Raw genomic sequence first — 15,361 nt, 5'->3', positions numbered from 1 at the left:
GCATGCGCCTAACACTAAGCATTGGATTTTTCTTTGTGCTGCTCTGCGCGGGCGCGCAGCAGATTAAGGTAATAGACGGGGAAACCAAAAGACCCCTTGTCAATGCCCTGCTCTACAATGCCAACAAAAGTAAAACCCTCATTACTGATATTGAAGGTATTTGCGATCTGTCAGAATTCAAAGCTTTAGAACGCTTTACCGTTAGTCATATCGGCTATGAAACCAAAATAACCAATAAAAATCAGATCCTCAGAAGAGGAGGAAGAATAGAGCTAATTCCCAAAACGGAACAACTTGAAGCGGTGGTGATGTCAATCTCTAAATGGGAACAACAGAAAAAAGATATCCCCCAAAAAGTAACTTCAATAAGTGCCGGAGATATCTCTTTTACCAATCCCCAGACCTCCGCAGATCTTTTGCAAAACAGCGGGCAAGTTTTTGTGCAAAAGAGTCAGTTAGGTGGAGGAAGCCCTATGATTAGGGGCTTTGCAACCAACCGACTTGTTCTCTCAGTTGACGGGGTTCGTATGAATAATGCGATCTTCAGGGGTGGGAACATTCAAAATGTTATCTCCATTGATCCCTTTACGATCAAGAATACAGAAGTGGTATTTGGCCCGGGCTCTGTGATTTACGGGAGTGACGCTATAGGGGGAGTGATGAATTTTTACACCTTAAAACCACAATTGCCCAGGGTTGATACAATTTTAGTGAGTGGGAATGCAGATTTTAGATATGCCAGCGCAAATAATGAAAATACCATACACGGTGATGTGAATGTCGCTTCAAAAAAATGGGCATCATTAAGCAGTATTACTTACAATCGTTTCGATGATCTGCGCATCGGAAGTCACGGCCCCCAAAGATATCTCCGAAATCAATTTGTGCAACGGCAAAATGGAACGGATGTACTGCTTAATAATAGTAAGCCAAAGTTGCAAACCCCAACGGCTTATGATCAGATCAACTTTTTACAAAAAATAGCCTTCAGACCGGATAGCGACTGGCAATACGATCTCGGGTTATACTATTCAGAGACTTCAGATTACTCGCGTTATGACCGCCTAATCAGGCCGGATAATGAAGGTACAGGACTCAGATCTGCAGAATGGTATTACGGGCCGCAAAAGTGGTTTATGGGTAATCTTCAGCTGTACAAAAAAGGGAGTGGTAAATTTTATGACGGCCTTAAATTAACCACGGCCTACCAGCGGTTTGAGGAGAGCCGTAACGATCGGGATTTTCAGGATCCGATCCTGAACCGAACCAGGGAAAAAGTGGATGCAATTTCGGCTAACCTCGATTTTGAAAATAAGCGAATAGGTGATTTGAGACTGTATTATGGAGGGGAGTATATTTTTAACAGGGTACATTCTGATGGGAGTCAATTGAATATTGAGACCAATCAGGAGGAAGAAGCCGCTTCGCGATATCCTGACGGATCAAGCTGGCAAACCCTTGCCGGATATGTGAACGCCGAGTACAAGGCGATGCCCAATTTAACACTGCTATCCGGGCTGAGGTACAGCCACGTATGGATCAATGCCGAATTTGACACTACCTTTTACCCCTTTCCCTTTGAAGAAGCCAAACTCGATAACGGTGCATTAACGGGTAGTTTGGGTTTGAGCTGGTTCCCGAATCAATCGACTCAAATAACGCTTAACGGATCTACTGGCTTCAGGGCTCCCAATATTGACGATATCGGGAAGGTTTTCGATTCGGAACCCGGATCAGTAGTAGTGCCCAACCCGCAATTGGAACCTGAGTACGCTTACAATGTCGACTTTGGCATCAAAAAGAACTTTAAAAATAAAGCTGTTTTGCGAGCGGCTACCTTTTATACCTATCTGGTAGATGCCCTTGTGCGCCGGGATTTTACTTTTAATGGGGAACGAGAAATCCTTTACAATGGGGAACTGAGTAATGTACAAGCCATTCAGAATGCGGCCAAAGCCTATGTCTACGGTTTTGAATTTGGAGGCGAAGTGTATCTGAACAAAGAAATGCAACTGACCTCAAACCTCACCATAACCAATGGAATTGAAGAAGACGACAATGGAGAAGATTCGGCCGCAAGGCATGCCGCTCCAACGTTTGGGGACTTCCATTTTATCTGGACTAAAACAAGACTAAAAACCGATCTCTTCCTCAACTTTAATGGGGAAATACGATATGAAGATCTGGCTCTTACGGAGCGAAGCAAAGATTATATTTACGATCTGGACGAGAACGGGAATCCTTATTCCCCCTCCTGGTACACTTTAAATCTTAGGTCGCAGTATCAGTTCAGCAATGCCTTAACGGCTTCCTTATCCCTTGAAAATATAACAGACCAGAGATACCGGACGTACTCTTCAGGAATATCTGCACCGGGAATAAACCTGATCCTGGCCCTCGGAATTGTATTTTAAAGGTCTTTTTTCTTTTCTCAATGTAACTTCTGCCCTTCAGATCAGTGCCAACGTTACAATTACGGGTACTAAATAATACAATAAGAAAAGTGAATAAAAGGCCCGCTATCGGGCCTTTTTTTGTTGCCGTTTCAACATAGAATTAGACAAAATTCACTAATTTTGCCACCTTTAAATAGGTGAAAGTACAGCAGTTATGAAATTTCAGGAATACAAAGGTTTGGATTTATCCAGGATAGGCGAGGAAGTCCTCCAACGCTGGAAAAACGATCGTATTTTTGAAAAAAGCATAACCACAAAAGAAGGAAACCCCACTTATGTGTTTTATGAAGGTCCGCCTTCTGCCAACGGCCTTCCCGGGATCCACCATGTGATGGCACGTACCATCAAAGACATTTTTCCCAGGTATAAAACAATGAAAGGATACCAGGTAAAGCGAAAGGCCGGATGGGATACCCACGGACTTCCCATAGAACTGGGGGTAGAAAAAGATCTGGGGATTACAAAAGAGGATATAGGTGTCAACATCAGTATTGAGGAATACAATGCAGCTTGTAAAAAGGCGGTTATGCGATATACTGACGTATGGAACAGCATGACCGAAAAGATAGGTTACTGGGTAGATATGCAGGATCCCTACATCACCTACAAGCCCAAATATATGGAATCGGTTTGGTGGCTGTTGAAACAGATCTATGACAAAGGCCTCATCTACAAGGGGTACACAATACAGCCCTACTCGCCAAAAGCAGGGACCGGACTCAGTTCTCACGAGTTGAACCAGCCAGGAACCTACCAGGATATTACAGATACTACGGTAACTGCTCAATTTAAAGCTAAGAAGGAAAGCCTGCCCGCCATGCTGCAATCTGTGGACGGGGATATATATTTTCTTGCCTGGACGACTACGCCCTGGACCTTGCCATCGAACACGGCATTAACAGTTGGCCCAAAAATCGATTATGTATTGGTAAAAACATACAACCAATACACCTTTGAGCCGATCAATGTAATTTTAGCCAAAGCCTTGGTAGGTGAGCAGTTTAAGGGAAAGTTCACCGAGGTTGCATCAGACGAAGAACTGGAGGCTTTTAAAGAAGGAGATAAAAAAATACCCTATAAAATCGGGCTCGATTGCAAGGGAAAAGATCTTTTGGAAATCAAATACGAGCAATTATTGCCTTATGCCTTGCCGTATCAGCAACCGGAAAATGCCTTCCGTGTAATTGGCGGAGATTTTGTGACTACCGAGGACGGTACAGGTATTGTGCATACCGCACCAACCTTTGGTGCAGATGATGCCCTGGTAGCCAAACAAGCTTCCCCTGAAGTCCCACCACTTCTGGTTTTGGATCAGTACGGGAATCCCGTTCCTTTAGTAGACTTGCAAGGGAAATTTCGCCCTGAAATGGAGGAACTTGCGGGCAAATATGTAAAGAATGAATACTACGAAGAAGGCAAGGCACCGGAGAGATCTGTTGATGTTGAGCTGGCCATAAAACTCAAGGAGGAAAACAGGGCCTTTAAAGTAGAGAAATACCTGCACAGTTATCCCAATTGCTGGAGAACTGATAAGCCTATACTGTATTATCCATTGGATTCCTGGTTTATTAAAGTGACCGATATCAAAGATCGAATGTTTGAACTCAACCAGACGATCAACTGGAAACCCAAAGCAACGGGGGACGGCCGGTTTGGGAACTGGCTTGCCAATGCTAATGACTGGAACCTTTCCCGATCTCGTTTCTGGGGAATACCCCTGCCTATCTGGAGAACAGAAGACGGTACAGAAGAGATCATCATTGGTTCGGTGGCTCAGCTTAAGGAGGAAATTGAAAAGTCGATCAAGGCAGGGTTGATGAATAATGATCCATTTGCCTCATTTGAGTCAGGGAATATGGAGGAGGCCAATTACGACAAAATAGACCTGCATAAAAATGTTGTGGATGCCGTAGTTTTGGTCTCTGCTTCAGGGAAGCCGATGAAAAGGGAAGCCGATCTGATTGATGTTTGGTTCGACAGTGGGTCTATGCCCTATGCACAATGGCATTATCCTTTTGAGAATAAGGAGCTGATCGATGAAGGAAAAACATTTCCGGCCGATTTTATTGCCGAGGGAGTAGATCAGACCAGGGGTTGGTTCTATACACTCCACGCGATAGCCACTATGGTATTTGATTCTGTTGCGTATAAGAATGTGGTTTCTAACGGACTCGTATTGGACAAGGAAGGGAAGAAAATGTCCAAAAGGCTCGGAAATGGGGTGGATCCTTTTGAAACCATAAAGGAATTTGGCCCGGATGCTACCAGATGGTACCTCATTGCCAATGCCAATCCATGGGACAACCTCAAATTTGATGTTGATGGCATTCAGGAGGTAAAGCGAAAGTTTTTCGGCACACTTTACAATACGTATTCCTTTTTTGCCCTATATGCCAATATCGATGAATTTAGCTACAGCGAAGAAGAAATACCCTTAAAGGAAAGACCAGAAATTGACCAATGGATACTGTCGGAGCTGCACTCACTTATAAAAGTTGTTGATGAGGCTTATGACGACTATGAACCCACAAAAGCGGCAAGGGCTATTTCAGATTACGTCCAGGAAAATCTCAGTAACTGGTATGTGCGTCTTTGCAGAAGGCGTTTTTGGAAAGGGGATTACCAGAGGGATAAGATTTCAGCTTACCAAACACTCTATACCTGTCTGCGTACAGTTGCCCAACTCTCCGCGCCAATAGCTCCATTTTTTGCGGAGCAATTATATACTGACTTGTCAAGGGGAATCGGGGAAAATACTCCTGAAAGCGTGCATTTGTCTCTTTTTCCTGAGTACGACCAGGCGATGATCAATCGAACCCTGGAAAGTAAAATGGAAAAAGCCCAAACTATTTCTTCTCTTGTATTGTCGATCAGGCAAAAGGAAAAGATCAAAGTGAGGCAACCCTTGCAGAAAGTAATGATCCCTGTTCTGGATGAAAAACAGCGAATTGAAATTGAAGCGGTTGCAGATCTTATTAAATCGGAGGTCAATGTAAAAGAAATTGAATTGTTGGACGATGCTTCCGGAATTCTTGTCAAAAAGATCAAACCCAACTTTAAGGTTTTAGGTCCCAGATTTGGCAAGGATATGAAAAAAATCGCTCAGGAAGTAGGTAACTTCTCACAGAAGGATATCCAAAAAATTGAACGGGAAGGCGAAATTCCCCTTGAGATAGAAAATAAAAGTATTATCTTACAGTTAGAGGAAGTAGAAATAAGTTCCGAAGACATAGAAGGCTGGCTCGTAGCCAGTGCAGGAGGTCTAACGGTAGCCCTCGACGTAACTATTGATGATGATCTCAGGAAAGAGGGTATCGCTCGGGAGCTTGTAAACCGGATACAGAACCTCAGAAAAGAATCCGGATTTGAGGTTACTGATAAAATTGACATTAAAGTGCTAAAGGACGGTTTTGTAGAAAAAGCGATCGAAAGCAATATGCAGTACATAAAAACAGAAACGCTCACCGCGGATCTGGCCTTAGAAGAAAAATTGGATACAGGTACTGCGATCGTGTTTGATGAAGTTAATACAAAATTGTTCATTCAAAAACATTAAGAATTATGGGACAAGATTTAAAAGTTAGATACACAGATAAAGAACTGGAAGAGTTTCGAGTTTTGATAGAGGAAAAAATTGAAAAAGCGAAAAGTCATCTCGATTTGCTGCGCAGTTCATACATGAATGACGGCAATAATGGGACGGATGATACCTCCCCAACCTTTAAGGCCTTCGAAGAGGGTTCTGAAACGATGAGTAAGGAGGCAAACACACAGTTGGCCATCAGGCAGGAAAAATTTATCCGGGATCTGAAAAACGCCTTATTACGTATCGAAAATAAGACCTACGGAATTTGCAGGGTTACAGGGAAACTCATTAATAAAGAGCGACTAAAACTTGTGCCACACGCAACCTTGAGCATCGAGGCAAAAAATATGCAAAAGTAAATAACACGCCCCGCTCAGGGGCGTTTTTTATCAGTGAAACACTCCTTCATTTTAGTATTCCTGCTCCTGGGAATAAAGCCCGGCTTAGGCCAGAATGTAGTCAGAAAAGTCCTGCTCCTTCCGCATATTACCACTATACAGATAGACGCCGACAGCCTTTCTCAGGTAAGCCTTGAAACCGTTTCGGGATCTGAACTTAGTCTTGAGGCAGTGATGGAAGGAGAATATAAGAAAGATCTCAGTATAGAGCTGGTTGAAGAGGGCAACACGCTAAGAGTTAGTGCTGCAATTCAACCATTTTTTATTCAGCCCAATGACAAATTGAGTGCCCATAAAGTGATCGCTATTTCCCTTTCTATCGGAATACCCGAAGACAAAATAGTCTATTTGTACGGCACCAGTGCCAGGGTTAGTGCGATGGGGATTTACAAGAATTTAAAGGTGGTGCTAAGCGACGGACAATGTGTTTTAAAGGAGGCAGGAGATCATATTAGTGTTACTACCCAAAGTGGAAATATTGTATTGTATACCGCTGGCGGATCAATTCGGGTAAACACCAAATACGGACGGGTTGAAAGGGATTCCATCCCCCTGGGAGAAAATAATTTCGCACTTCAATCCAACAGTGGAAACATCACTATCAGATCCCTGGAGTAAGATTATAATTTCTAAAAGTAAGCTAGTCATAACAATGAACTAATTATTCCTATTTTTGGCCCTGCAGAAGATAAACTATGAATCTCAAAAAGTCCCTTATTCTGATTTTCCTGATTTTATTGATAGATCAGATTAGTAAAATATATATCAAGACCCATTTTATTCTGGGAGAATCCATTGATGTATTCAGTTGGTTTAAGATCTTATTTATTGAAAATGAAGGTGCCGCCTGGGGAACAAAACTTAGCGATATCCTGCCTATTTCAGATAGTTCCGGGAAACTTGTCCTGACTATCTTCAGACTTTTTGCCATTACAGGAATTGGTTACTGGCTTTGGGACAGTATTCGAAAAGCAGCGTCCAAGACTCTCGTCATAGCCGTTTCTTTGATTTTTGCGGGTGCAATAGGTAACATCATTGATTCTCTTTTCTACGGAATGCTTTTCGACGACAGTTACAATACTGTGGCTACTTTTCTTTCCGATGAACCTTACGGAAAGCTATTTTATGGGAAGGTTGTAGACATGCTGTATTTTCCAATGATTGATACTGTATGGCCATACTGGGTTCCCTTCGTGGGAGGGGATGATTTCCGTTTCTTTGAACCGGTTTTCAATATCGCGGATACCGCCATTAGTACTGGGGTAGGGATTTTGGTAGTCTTCAACAAAAAGGCATTTGGCAAAAAAGATGAAGTTAAAGTTGAAGCCGATCAAAAAGTGTAGATCTTCTCAGGTGTCACGCAATAGTCCAATGGGATATCGTGAGGCTTAGAATCACTAATCACATCGACGGGGTCAAATAAACTCAAACCGATTTTCTCAGTATTCTCATTACATTCTGATAGAAAACTATCGTAGTAACCTCCTCCGTAGCCCACCCTGTGGCCTTTGCGGTCAAAGGCGAGTAAGGGAACAAAAACTACCTCGATTTCAGACGGAGAAACCTTTATACCGTGTTCAGGTTCAGGGATACCCCAATTATTGGGTTTAAGGGTGGTACTGTCTGTTAACAAGAAATGCTGCAGTTGATTTTGGGGAGCAATTTTGGGAATGATAATTTCTTTGTCCTTTCCCCTGAGAAGCGTAATAATGGGCCCCGTATCAATCTCTTTCTTAAAAGCGCTGTGAAGAAAAATGTGATAATAAGTATGGCCCCAAATAGGCATGGCCAAAAGGCTATTGGCCAATACTAAACTAGCTTCCTCTATTATTGCATCGGAAGTGTTCTTTCTCAATTCAAGAAAATGCGTTCGGAGATCTTTCTTTAGCATAAGGCCGAACAGTTCTTAGAAGTGGGGCAGTGAAATGAACTTTATTCTTTTCCGGCAACAGTAAAATAGATCTTAAAAAAGAGCATTAAGATCAGGTACATTCCCAGGGTGATCAGGTAATTGTCCATTAAATTATCGTTACGATTGCGCTAAAAATAGGTAAAAATTATATACGGTTTCTATAAAAGGTAAGATTTACTCGACGAAATGCACATTTTTAGTAAAGATTTAACATGTCCAACTAATAGGTTCTTTTTGAATGGGAATAAATCGTATAATAATCAAGTGATTAAATCACTTGATATGCAGAAAAATCTTTTTTATTAATTTTCATGAATATCATTTTATACTGATAAAGTCATTCAAGGTCAGTCCGAATTTTATCCTAATATGAGATTTAATTTTTCTTTAGTCGACGTCTCAGCACCATGAACTATCCCGGTAAATCATAAAATGATGGAAATGAGGGTCAATTAAATTTTGCTAAATTATCTTTGTTTATAGCGTCTCCAAATATTCCCAATGCCAGAATTATCCGTAGAACTTCAGCTTACTACCCTCCCTGAGTCGCCCGGGGTATACCAGTTCTATGACAACAACGGAAAAATACTTTATGTAGGGAAGGCGAAAAATCTCAAAAAACGGGTTACTTCTTACTTTACCAAAAGCCATGAAAATGGCAAAACCCGGGTAATGGTTAAAAAGATCAATAGCCTGAAGCATATCGTGGTGCCTACAGAGTCGGATGCCTTGTTGTTGGAGAATAATCTGATTAAAAAATATAAGCCACGCTACAATGTGTTGCTGAAAGACGATAAGTCGTATCCCTGGATCTGCATTAAAAATGAGCGTTTTCCCAGGATATTCCCAACGAGGAAGTTGATCAAGGACGGCTCGGAATACTATGGGCCTTACACCAGTATGAAGACGGTAAAAACCCTTTTAGACCTTATAAAAAGTGTTTATCCGTTACGAACTTGCAACTACGACCTTTCTGAGGAAAAGATTGAAGCGGGAAAGTACAAGGTCTGCCTGGAATACCATCTTGGCAATTGCAAAGGGCCCTGTGAAGGATTGCAAAAGGAGGAAGAGTACCATCAGCAGATCGGCGATATCAGGGAGATCATCAAAGGGAACTTCAAATCTTCGCTACACTATTTTAAAAGGGAAATGAAATCACTGGCAGCGGATATGCAATTTGAAGCGGCCCAACAGATCAAGAATAAGATTGAGGTTTTGGAAAACTACCAGGTTAAATCCACCATTGTCAATCCAAAAATCAATAATGTAGATGTCTTTTCCATTATTTCGGATGAAGCCTATGCCTACATAAACTTTTTACAGCTCTCCCATGGTTCCATCATCAGATCACATACCATGGAGATTAAGAAAAAGCTGGAAGAAGCCGACAAGGATTTGTTGCAACTCGCTATTGTTGAAATCAGGCAACGATTTCAATCCCAATCAAAGGAGCTTTATCTGCCTTTTCCGGTAAGTCTGCCGGAAGACCTGAAAATAACGGTTCCCAAATTGGGGGATAAAAAGAAGATCCTCGATCTCTCACAGCGCAATGCGAAATTTTTCAGGCAGGAAAGATTTAAACAAGTTAAGATCACTGACCCTGACCGCCACGTAAATCGCATAATGGCTCAAATGAAATCCGACCTCCGACTATCCGAAGAACCAAGGCATATAGAGTGTTTTGACAATTCTAATATTCAGGGGAGCAATCCCGTTGCGGCCTGTGTGGTTTTCAGAGATGGAAAACCTGCCAAGAAAGAATATCGTCATTACAATATTAAAACCGTAGACGGCCCGGACGATTTTGCCTCAATGGAAGAGGTGGTATATCGGCGGTATAAACGCCTGCTGGCTGAGGATGCCTCCCTTCCCCAGTTAATCGTTATCGACGGGGGTAAAGGGCAACTATCATCAGCTTTAAAAAGCCTGGATATTTTAGGCCTCAGGGGCAAAATAGCTATTATTGGGATCGCCAAAAGACTGGAGGAAATTTACTTTCCCGGAGATCCGGTACCACTCTATCTCGACAAAAAATCGGAATCCCTTAAAGTCATACAGCAACTACGGAATGAAGCACATCGATTCGGGATCACCTTCCATCGAAATAAACGGAGTAAAGATGCTATTAATTCAGTACTTGAGGCTATTGACGGAATTGGTGATAAAACCGTAGAACAACTGTTGAAACAATTCAAATCGGTAAAGCGAATAAAAGAAGCTTCACTGGAAGACCTCAGCAAGGAGGTTGGACGGGCAAAGGCAAAGAAAATATATGAAAACTTTCATTAATGGTCTATCTTCACAGTATGCGAAATAGCTTCATTTTCGCGATGATTTTTATGGTGGTGTGCCACATAAACGCACAGCAAGCTACCGAGGAGAAGGCACCTAAAGTGGGACTGGTCCTCAGTGGGGGCGGAGCCAAGGGACTGGCCCATATTGGCGCACTAAAAGTCATAGAAGAGTCGGGCGTACACATAGACTACATCGGAGGTACAAGTATGGGAGCCATTATTGGAGCGCTATACGCCTCGGGATATTCGGCAAAGCAGTTAGAAATCCTTTTTCGCAATTCAGACCTTACTGCTCTGATCCAGGATAACCTGCCCAGAGATGCCAAGACATTTTACGAGAAAGAAGACTCGGAACGTTACGCGCTCACCCTGCCATTCAACAATTTTAAGTTGTCCTTTCCACAAGGTATTTCCAGCGGTCAGAATATTTATAATACCCTGGTGAAATTACTATATCACGTGAAGGACATACGCGACTTTAATGAGCTTGAAATCCCATTTTTTTGCATAGCCACCAATGTAGAAACAGGTAAAGAGGTGATGTTAAACAGCGGCTATTTACCTGAGGCCATTCTGGCAAGCGGAACATTTCCATCCTTATTCCAGCCGGCAGAGGTAGATGGACAGATCCTGATCGACGGCGGCGTACTCAACAACTATCCCGTGGAGGAATTAAGAGCTATGGGTGCAGACATCGTCATTGGCGTGGACGTGCAACACGGGTTGAGGGATAGGTCATCTCTTTCGTCAGCTACGGAAATCCTTCTGCAGATCAACAACTTCCGCACGATTAAAGACATGAAGAGGAAATCGGAACTTACAGATATCTATATCAAGCCCGATATGGATAATTTCTCTGTGATCGACTTTGAACGGAAAGACACCATTATAAAAACCGGAAAGCAAGTTGCACTAAAGCACAAAGATGCCCTTGAGGCCCTCGCAACAAAACAAAATCTATCCCCGGAAGAAAGGCCATTTATCCCGCTGCAGGATTCTCTTGTAGTAAACCGACTTGTACTGGAAGGAAATGAAAATTTTTCCCGGGGGTATATCAAGGGGAAACTGAGAATCAACCTGAATGAAAAAATGAGCTTTACAAAGCTTCAGCAGGGAATAAATAATTTGGTTGCTACGGGAAATTTTAGAACGATCAGGTACGAACTCCTGTCTAACGGTCTGGGTCAGGATTTGATCATGAGCCTTACCGAAAGCACCGATAAGACCTTTCTGCGAATCGCAGCTCATTACGATAACCTATATAAAAGTGCAGCCCTGATTAACCTTACCAGAAAAAATTTGCTGCTGCAGGATGACGTGGCTTCTATCGATCTTATTCTCGGTGACAATTTGAGATATAACTTCCAGTATTATGTTGACAAAGGCTCCTACTGGAGTTTTGGAATCAATTCGCGATTCTATGAATTTGAAAGGGAGATCGATTACGGAATAATAGAATCGAACTTTGAGGTTCCTGTCAATGTCAATGTCAATAACATCAATTTAAAGGTTACCGATTTTACCAATCAAATCTATTTGCAAACAGCACTGAATGAAGAATTTGCCTTTAAAATAGGCGCTGAACACAAACTGTTGACTTATAGCACCACCACACTCAATGAACAACGCACTGACAGCCTTTCACTTCCGCAATCATCTGCCGGAAAAAGTACATTCTTTGAAAAGGGCAACTATGTTTCCACCTTTGGACGTCTCACGCTCGACACTTATGACGATAAGTATTTTCCCTCAAGAGGGCTTTATTTTGATGGGGATTTTCACTTTTACCTGTGGTCATCTGATTTTAACGATAATTTCAAGGAATTTTCAGTTGCCAAGGCCACCATGGGTGCAGCATTCCCCCTTTTTCCAAACATGAGTCTCAATCTGGAAACCGAAGGCGGGTTTAAACTTGGGACATCCCGTGTGACCTCCTTCGATTTTGTCTTGGGGGATTTGGAAACTACCCTTTAAATAATTTTCAATCTTTCCTGGGATACGATTTCCTGAGTCTGCCCGGAAACAGCTACGTAAAAGCATATGCTCGTTTCGACTATGAATTCAGCCCGAAGAATCACCTACTCTTTGCGGCAAATATGGCCAATGTTGAAGATGATATTTTCAGGACCGGAGAATGGTTTACGGCACCCGATTATACCGGTTTTGGCCTGGGTTACGGCTGGGAATCCTTTTTTGGCCCCGTCCAGCTCCTTTATTCCTGGTCGCCTGAAACCGATGAAGGGTATTTTTTAATCAGCCTTGGTTACTGGTTTTAAGTATATACGGGTGCAAGAACAGATTGAAGTGGCTTTGTTCATACAGAATTTCACTCTTTTTTACGATCTTTGCGACAGGAGATAACTCGCATGCTGATCATAAGAATAGATATTACAGCCCATCTCAGGGCCATGTGGTAGCAGCCCTGCAATTTTCAGGGCCGATTCAGGCACACCTTAATGTAAAATCAATTCAAAAATAATATCATGGCTACTTTAGATAACACCTCTTTACACTTGCCAAAGGAGAACCCGGCGGCAGAAGATTTCCTACCGCTGCTAGGGACAGATCACGTAGAACTCTACGTGGGGAATGCAAAACAGGCTGCCTATTACTACATGGGGGCATGGGGATTTCAACCCCTGGCCTACGCAGGTCTGGAAACCGGTTTAAAAGACAGAGTTTCTTACGTATTACAACAGGATAAAATTAGATTGGTGCTTACCTCTCCTTTAAAATCAGGCGGGGATATCAATCGGCATATAGACCAACACGGTGATGGTGTTAAAGCTATTGCCTTGTGGGTAGATGACGCAACAAAAAGTTACCAGGAAACCGTAAAAAGGGGAGCAGAATCCTATTTTGAACCCAAAACCATAAAAGATGATTCCGGAGAGGTGGTTCTCTCAGGGATCCACACTTACGGTGAAACTGTACATGTTTTTGTAGAAAGGGGTAAGTACAAAGGCGTATTTATGCCCGGGTATAAGGCCTGGAACCCACACTACCAGCCTTCAGATGTGGGACTTAAATACATTGACCATATGGTGGGAAATGTGGGATGGAATGAAATGAACAAATGGTGTCACTTCTATGCCCATGTTATGGGATTTGCACAATTGGTTTCTTTTGATGACAAAGACATATCAACAGAATACACCGCCCTGATGAGTAAGGTGATGAGTAACGGGAACGGAAGGATCAAATTCCCGATTAATGAACCTGCTGAAGGACGCAAAAAATCACAAATAGAAGAGTACATTGAATTCTATAACGGGGCAGGGGTACAGCACATGGCTTTGGCGACGGATAATATAATCGAAACCGTTAGTGCTTTAAGAGACCGCGGCGTAGAATTTCTGACGGTACCGGCATCTTATTACGAGGATGTTCTGGATCGGGTTGGGGAAATCGATGAGGATCTTGCCCCTTTGAGCGAACTCGGAATTCTGATCGATCGGGATGACGAAGGGTATTTATTGCAAATCTTTACCAAACCTATTTTGGACAGGCCTACCATGTTCATAGAGATCATACAGAGAAAAGGCGCCAAGTCTTTTGGGAAAGGGAATTTTAAGGCTCTTTTTGAAGCCATAGAACGAGAACAGGAATCAAGGGGAACCCTCTGATTATATACCCATTTTCCTAAATCGCACAAGGATTTAATAAACTATTGTTAAGGTTCTAGTTAAATTACGTTAAAAGGAAATGTGGTTTCAGGAAGATATATTAGATTTGTACTCATAAGGGGTGGTTCCCTTATAACTTTAAGTATTGGTTTTTCATAATTTAAAGTTTGGTTGGTTATTTAGGAAAAGCTCCGACGCTCGTCGGGGCTTTTTTTTGTAGTCAAAATTGGAATAATAGTTGTTTAAATAACGTTAAGAACATGGTTGTGAAGCCTGTTTTACTAATTTTGAACAGAAATTATCATGAAAAAGAAGGTATTTCTTGTGTTTCTTTTTCTCCAGGGGATGTTGTATGCGCAAAACGTGCATGAAGCATTTAAACCCGGGGAGTGGCTTAAATTCAGGATACATTACGGTATTTTGAATGCCAGCTATGCCACCCTGCATGTTAAAACAGACAGCGTTGGGGAGACCCCTGTATACCACGTCGTGGGCAGAGGGAGGACCACCGGATTTGCGAGTATTTTCTTTAAGGTTGACGATACCTATGAGAGCTATTTTGATATGGAAAACGGAAAACCGTATCGATTTGTCCGAAAAGTGGACGAAGGAGGCTATACCAAGGACATAGAAATCAACTTTGACTATAACAAAAAAGAAGCCCTGCTCGACGATAAAAAAAATGATAAAAAGTTTAATTTTGACCTAGGGGAAAACATACAAGACCTGGTGTCGGGCTTTTATTTCCTCAGAAATAATTACGAAATAGGAGACCTGGAGATTGGCAAGTCGATTCAACTAAACATGCTGTATGACGATGAAGGCATATTTAAGTTTAAACTGAAATTTCTTGGGAAAGACATACTGCGAACCAAATTTGGAAAAGTGGAATGTCTAAAATTCAGACCCTACGTACAGGCCGGCAGGGTATTTAAAGAACAGGAAAGCCTTACCTTGTGGGTGTCAAATGATAGAAACAAGATTCCTATCCGTATCAAGGCTGATCTGGCGGTAGGGTCGCTTAAGGCCGATCTCGACGGATACAATGGCTTAAAGCACCAGTTCAAGATCATAATGGATTAACAACAG

9 protein-coding genes and 1 pseudogene are annotated in these 15,361 nt (G+C 42.2%); 9 read left to right on the top strand and 1 reads right to left on the bottom strand.

What is annotated here, in order from left to right:
• Window positions 1-2 precede the first annotated feature (2 nt).
• The 5 genes from EQY75_RS12090 to EQY75_RS12070 all read left to right on the top strand — a co-directional run bounded on the left by EQY75_RS12090 (window position 3) and on the right by EQY75_RS12070 (window position 7,783).
• Window positions 3-2,414 (top strand): TonB-dependent receptor, encoded by a 2,412-nt coding sequence (locus EQY75_RS12090; protein ID WP_129606217.1) that lies wholly within the window; start codon window positions 3-5, stop codon window positions 2,412-2,414.
• Window positions 2,415-2,610: 196 nt separating this feature from the next.
• A complete protein-coding gene (gene ileS, locus EQY75_RS12085; RefSeq protein WP_129606215.1) occupies window positions 2,611-6,012 on the top strand; it encodes an isoleucine--tRNA ligase in 3,402 nt (1,133 codons plus the stop codon).
• Window positions 6,013-6,017: 5 nt separating this feature from the next.
• Entirely contained in the window at window positions 6,018-6,401 is a 384-nt protein-coding gene (locus tag EQY75_RS12080) for a TraR/DksA family transcriptional regulator (RefSeq protein WP_129606213.1), read from the top strand.
• A gap of 33 nt (window positions 6,402-6,434) precedes the next feature.
• Window positions 6,435-7,058: a hypothetical protein gene (locus tag EQY75_RS12075; protein ID WP_129606211.1), complete on the top strand. Its 624-nt coding sequence runs from the start codon at window positions 6,435-6,437 to the stop codon at window positions 7,056-7,058.
• Window positions 7,059-7,135: 77 nt separating this feature from the next.
• Complete coding sequence (locus EQY75_RS12070; RefSeq protein WP_129606209.1) at window positions 7,136-7,783, top strand: lipoprotein signal peptidase; 648 nt, start codon at window positions 7,136-7,138, stop codon at window positions 7,781-7,783.
• Here EQY75_RS12070 and EQY75_RS12065 read toward each other — a convergent pair.
• Complete coding sequence (locus tag EQY75_RS12065; RefSeq protein ID WP_129606207.1) at window positions 7,771-8,331, bottom strand: 5-formyltetrahydrofolate cyclo-ligase; 561 nt, start codon at window positions 8,329-8,331, stop codon at window positions 7,771-7,773. The genes EQY75_RS12070 and EQY75_RS12065 overlap by 13 nt on opposite strands.
• A gap of 522 nt (window positions 8,332-8,853) precedes the next feature.
• On the opposite strand from EQY75_RS12065, the gene uvrC reads away from it, so the two are divergent.
• The 4 genes and pseudogenes from uvrC (at window position 8,854) to EQY75_RS12045 (ending at window position 15,355) form a co-directional block, all read left to right on the top strand.
• Window positions 8,854-10,641: an excinuclease ABC subunit UvrC gene (uvrC, locus tag EQY75_RS12060; RefSeq protein ID WP_129606205.1), complete on the top strand. Its 1,788-nt coding sequence runs from the start codon at window positions 8,854-8,856 to the stop codon at window positions 10,639-10,641.
• Window positions 10,641-12,922 (top strand): annotated as a pseudogene (locus tag EQY75_RS12055) (patatin-like phospholipase family protein). The gene uvrC and the pseudogene EQY75_RS12055 overlap by 1 nt, the downstream one beginning before the upstream one ends.
• 207 nt (window positions 12,923-13,129) lie before the next feature.
• Window positions 13,130-14,272, top strand: coding sequence for a 4-hydroxyphenylpyruvate dioxygenase (gene hppD, locus EQY75_RS12050; protein ID WP_129606203.1), 1,143 nt, complete (start codon window positions 13,130-13,132; stop codon window positions 14,270-14,272).
• A gap of 303 nt (window positions 14,273-14,575) precedes the next feature.
• On the top strand, window positions 14,576-15,355 hold the full coding sequence (locus tag EQY75_RS12045; protein WP_129606201.1) for a DUF3108 domain-containing protein: 780 nt from the start codon (window positions 14,576-14,578) through the stop codon (window positions 15,353-15,355).
• Window positions 15,356-15,361 lie beyond the last annotated feature (6 nt).

This window comes from Muriicola soli (assembly GCF_004139715.1).
In the GTDB taxonomy this organism is placed as follows: domain Bacteria; phylum Bacteroidota; class Bacteroidia; order Flavobacteriales; family Flavobacteriaceae; genus Muriicola; species Muriicola soli.
Note: the sequence above shows the minus strand (reverse complement) of the source record. Positions and strands in the feature narration are given on the sequence as shown.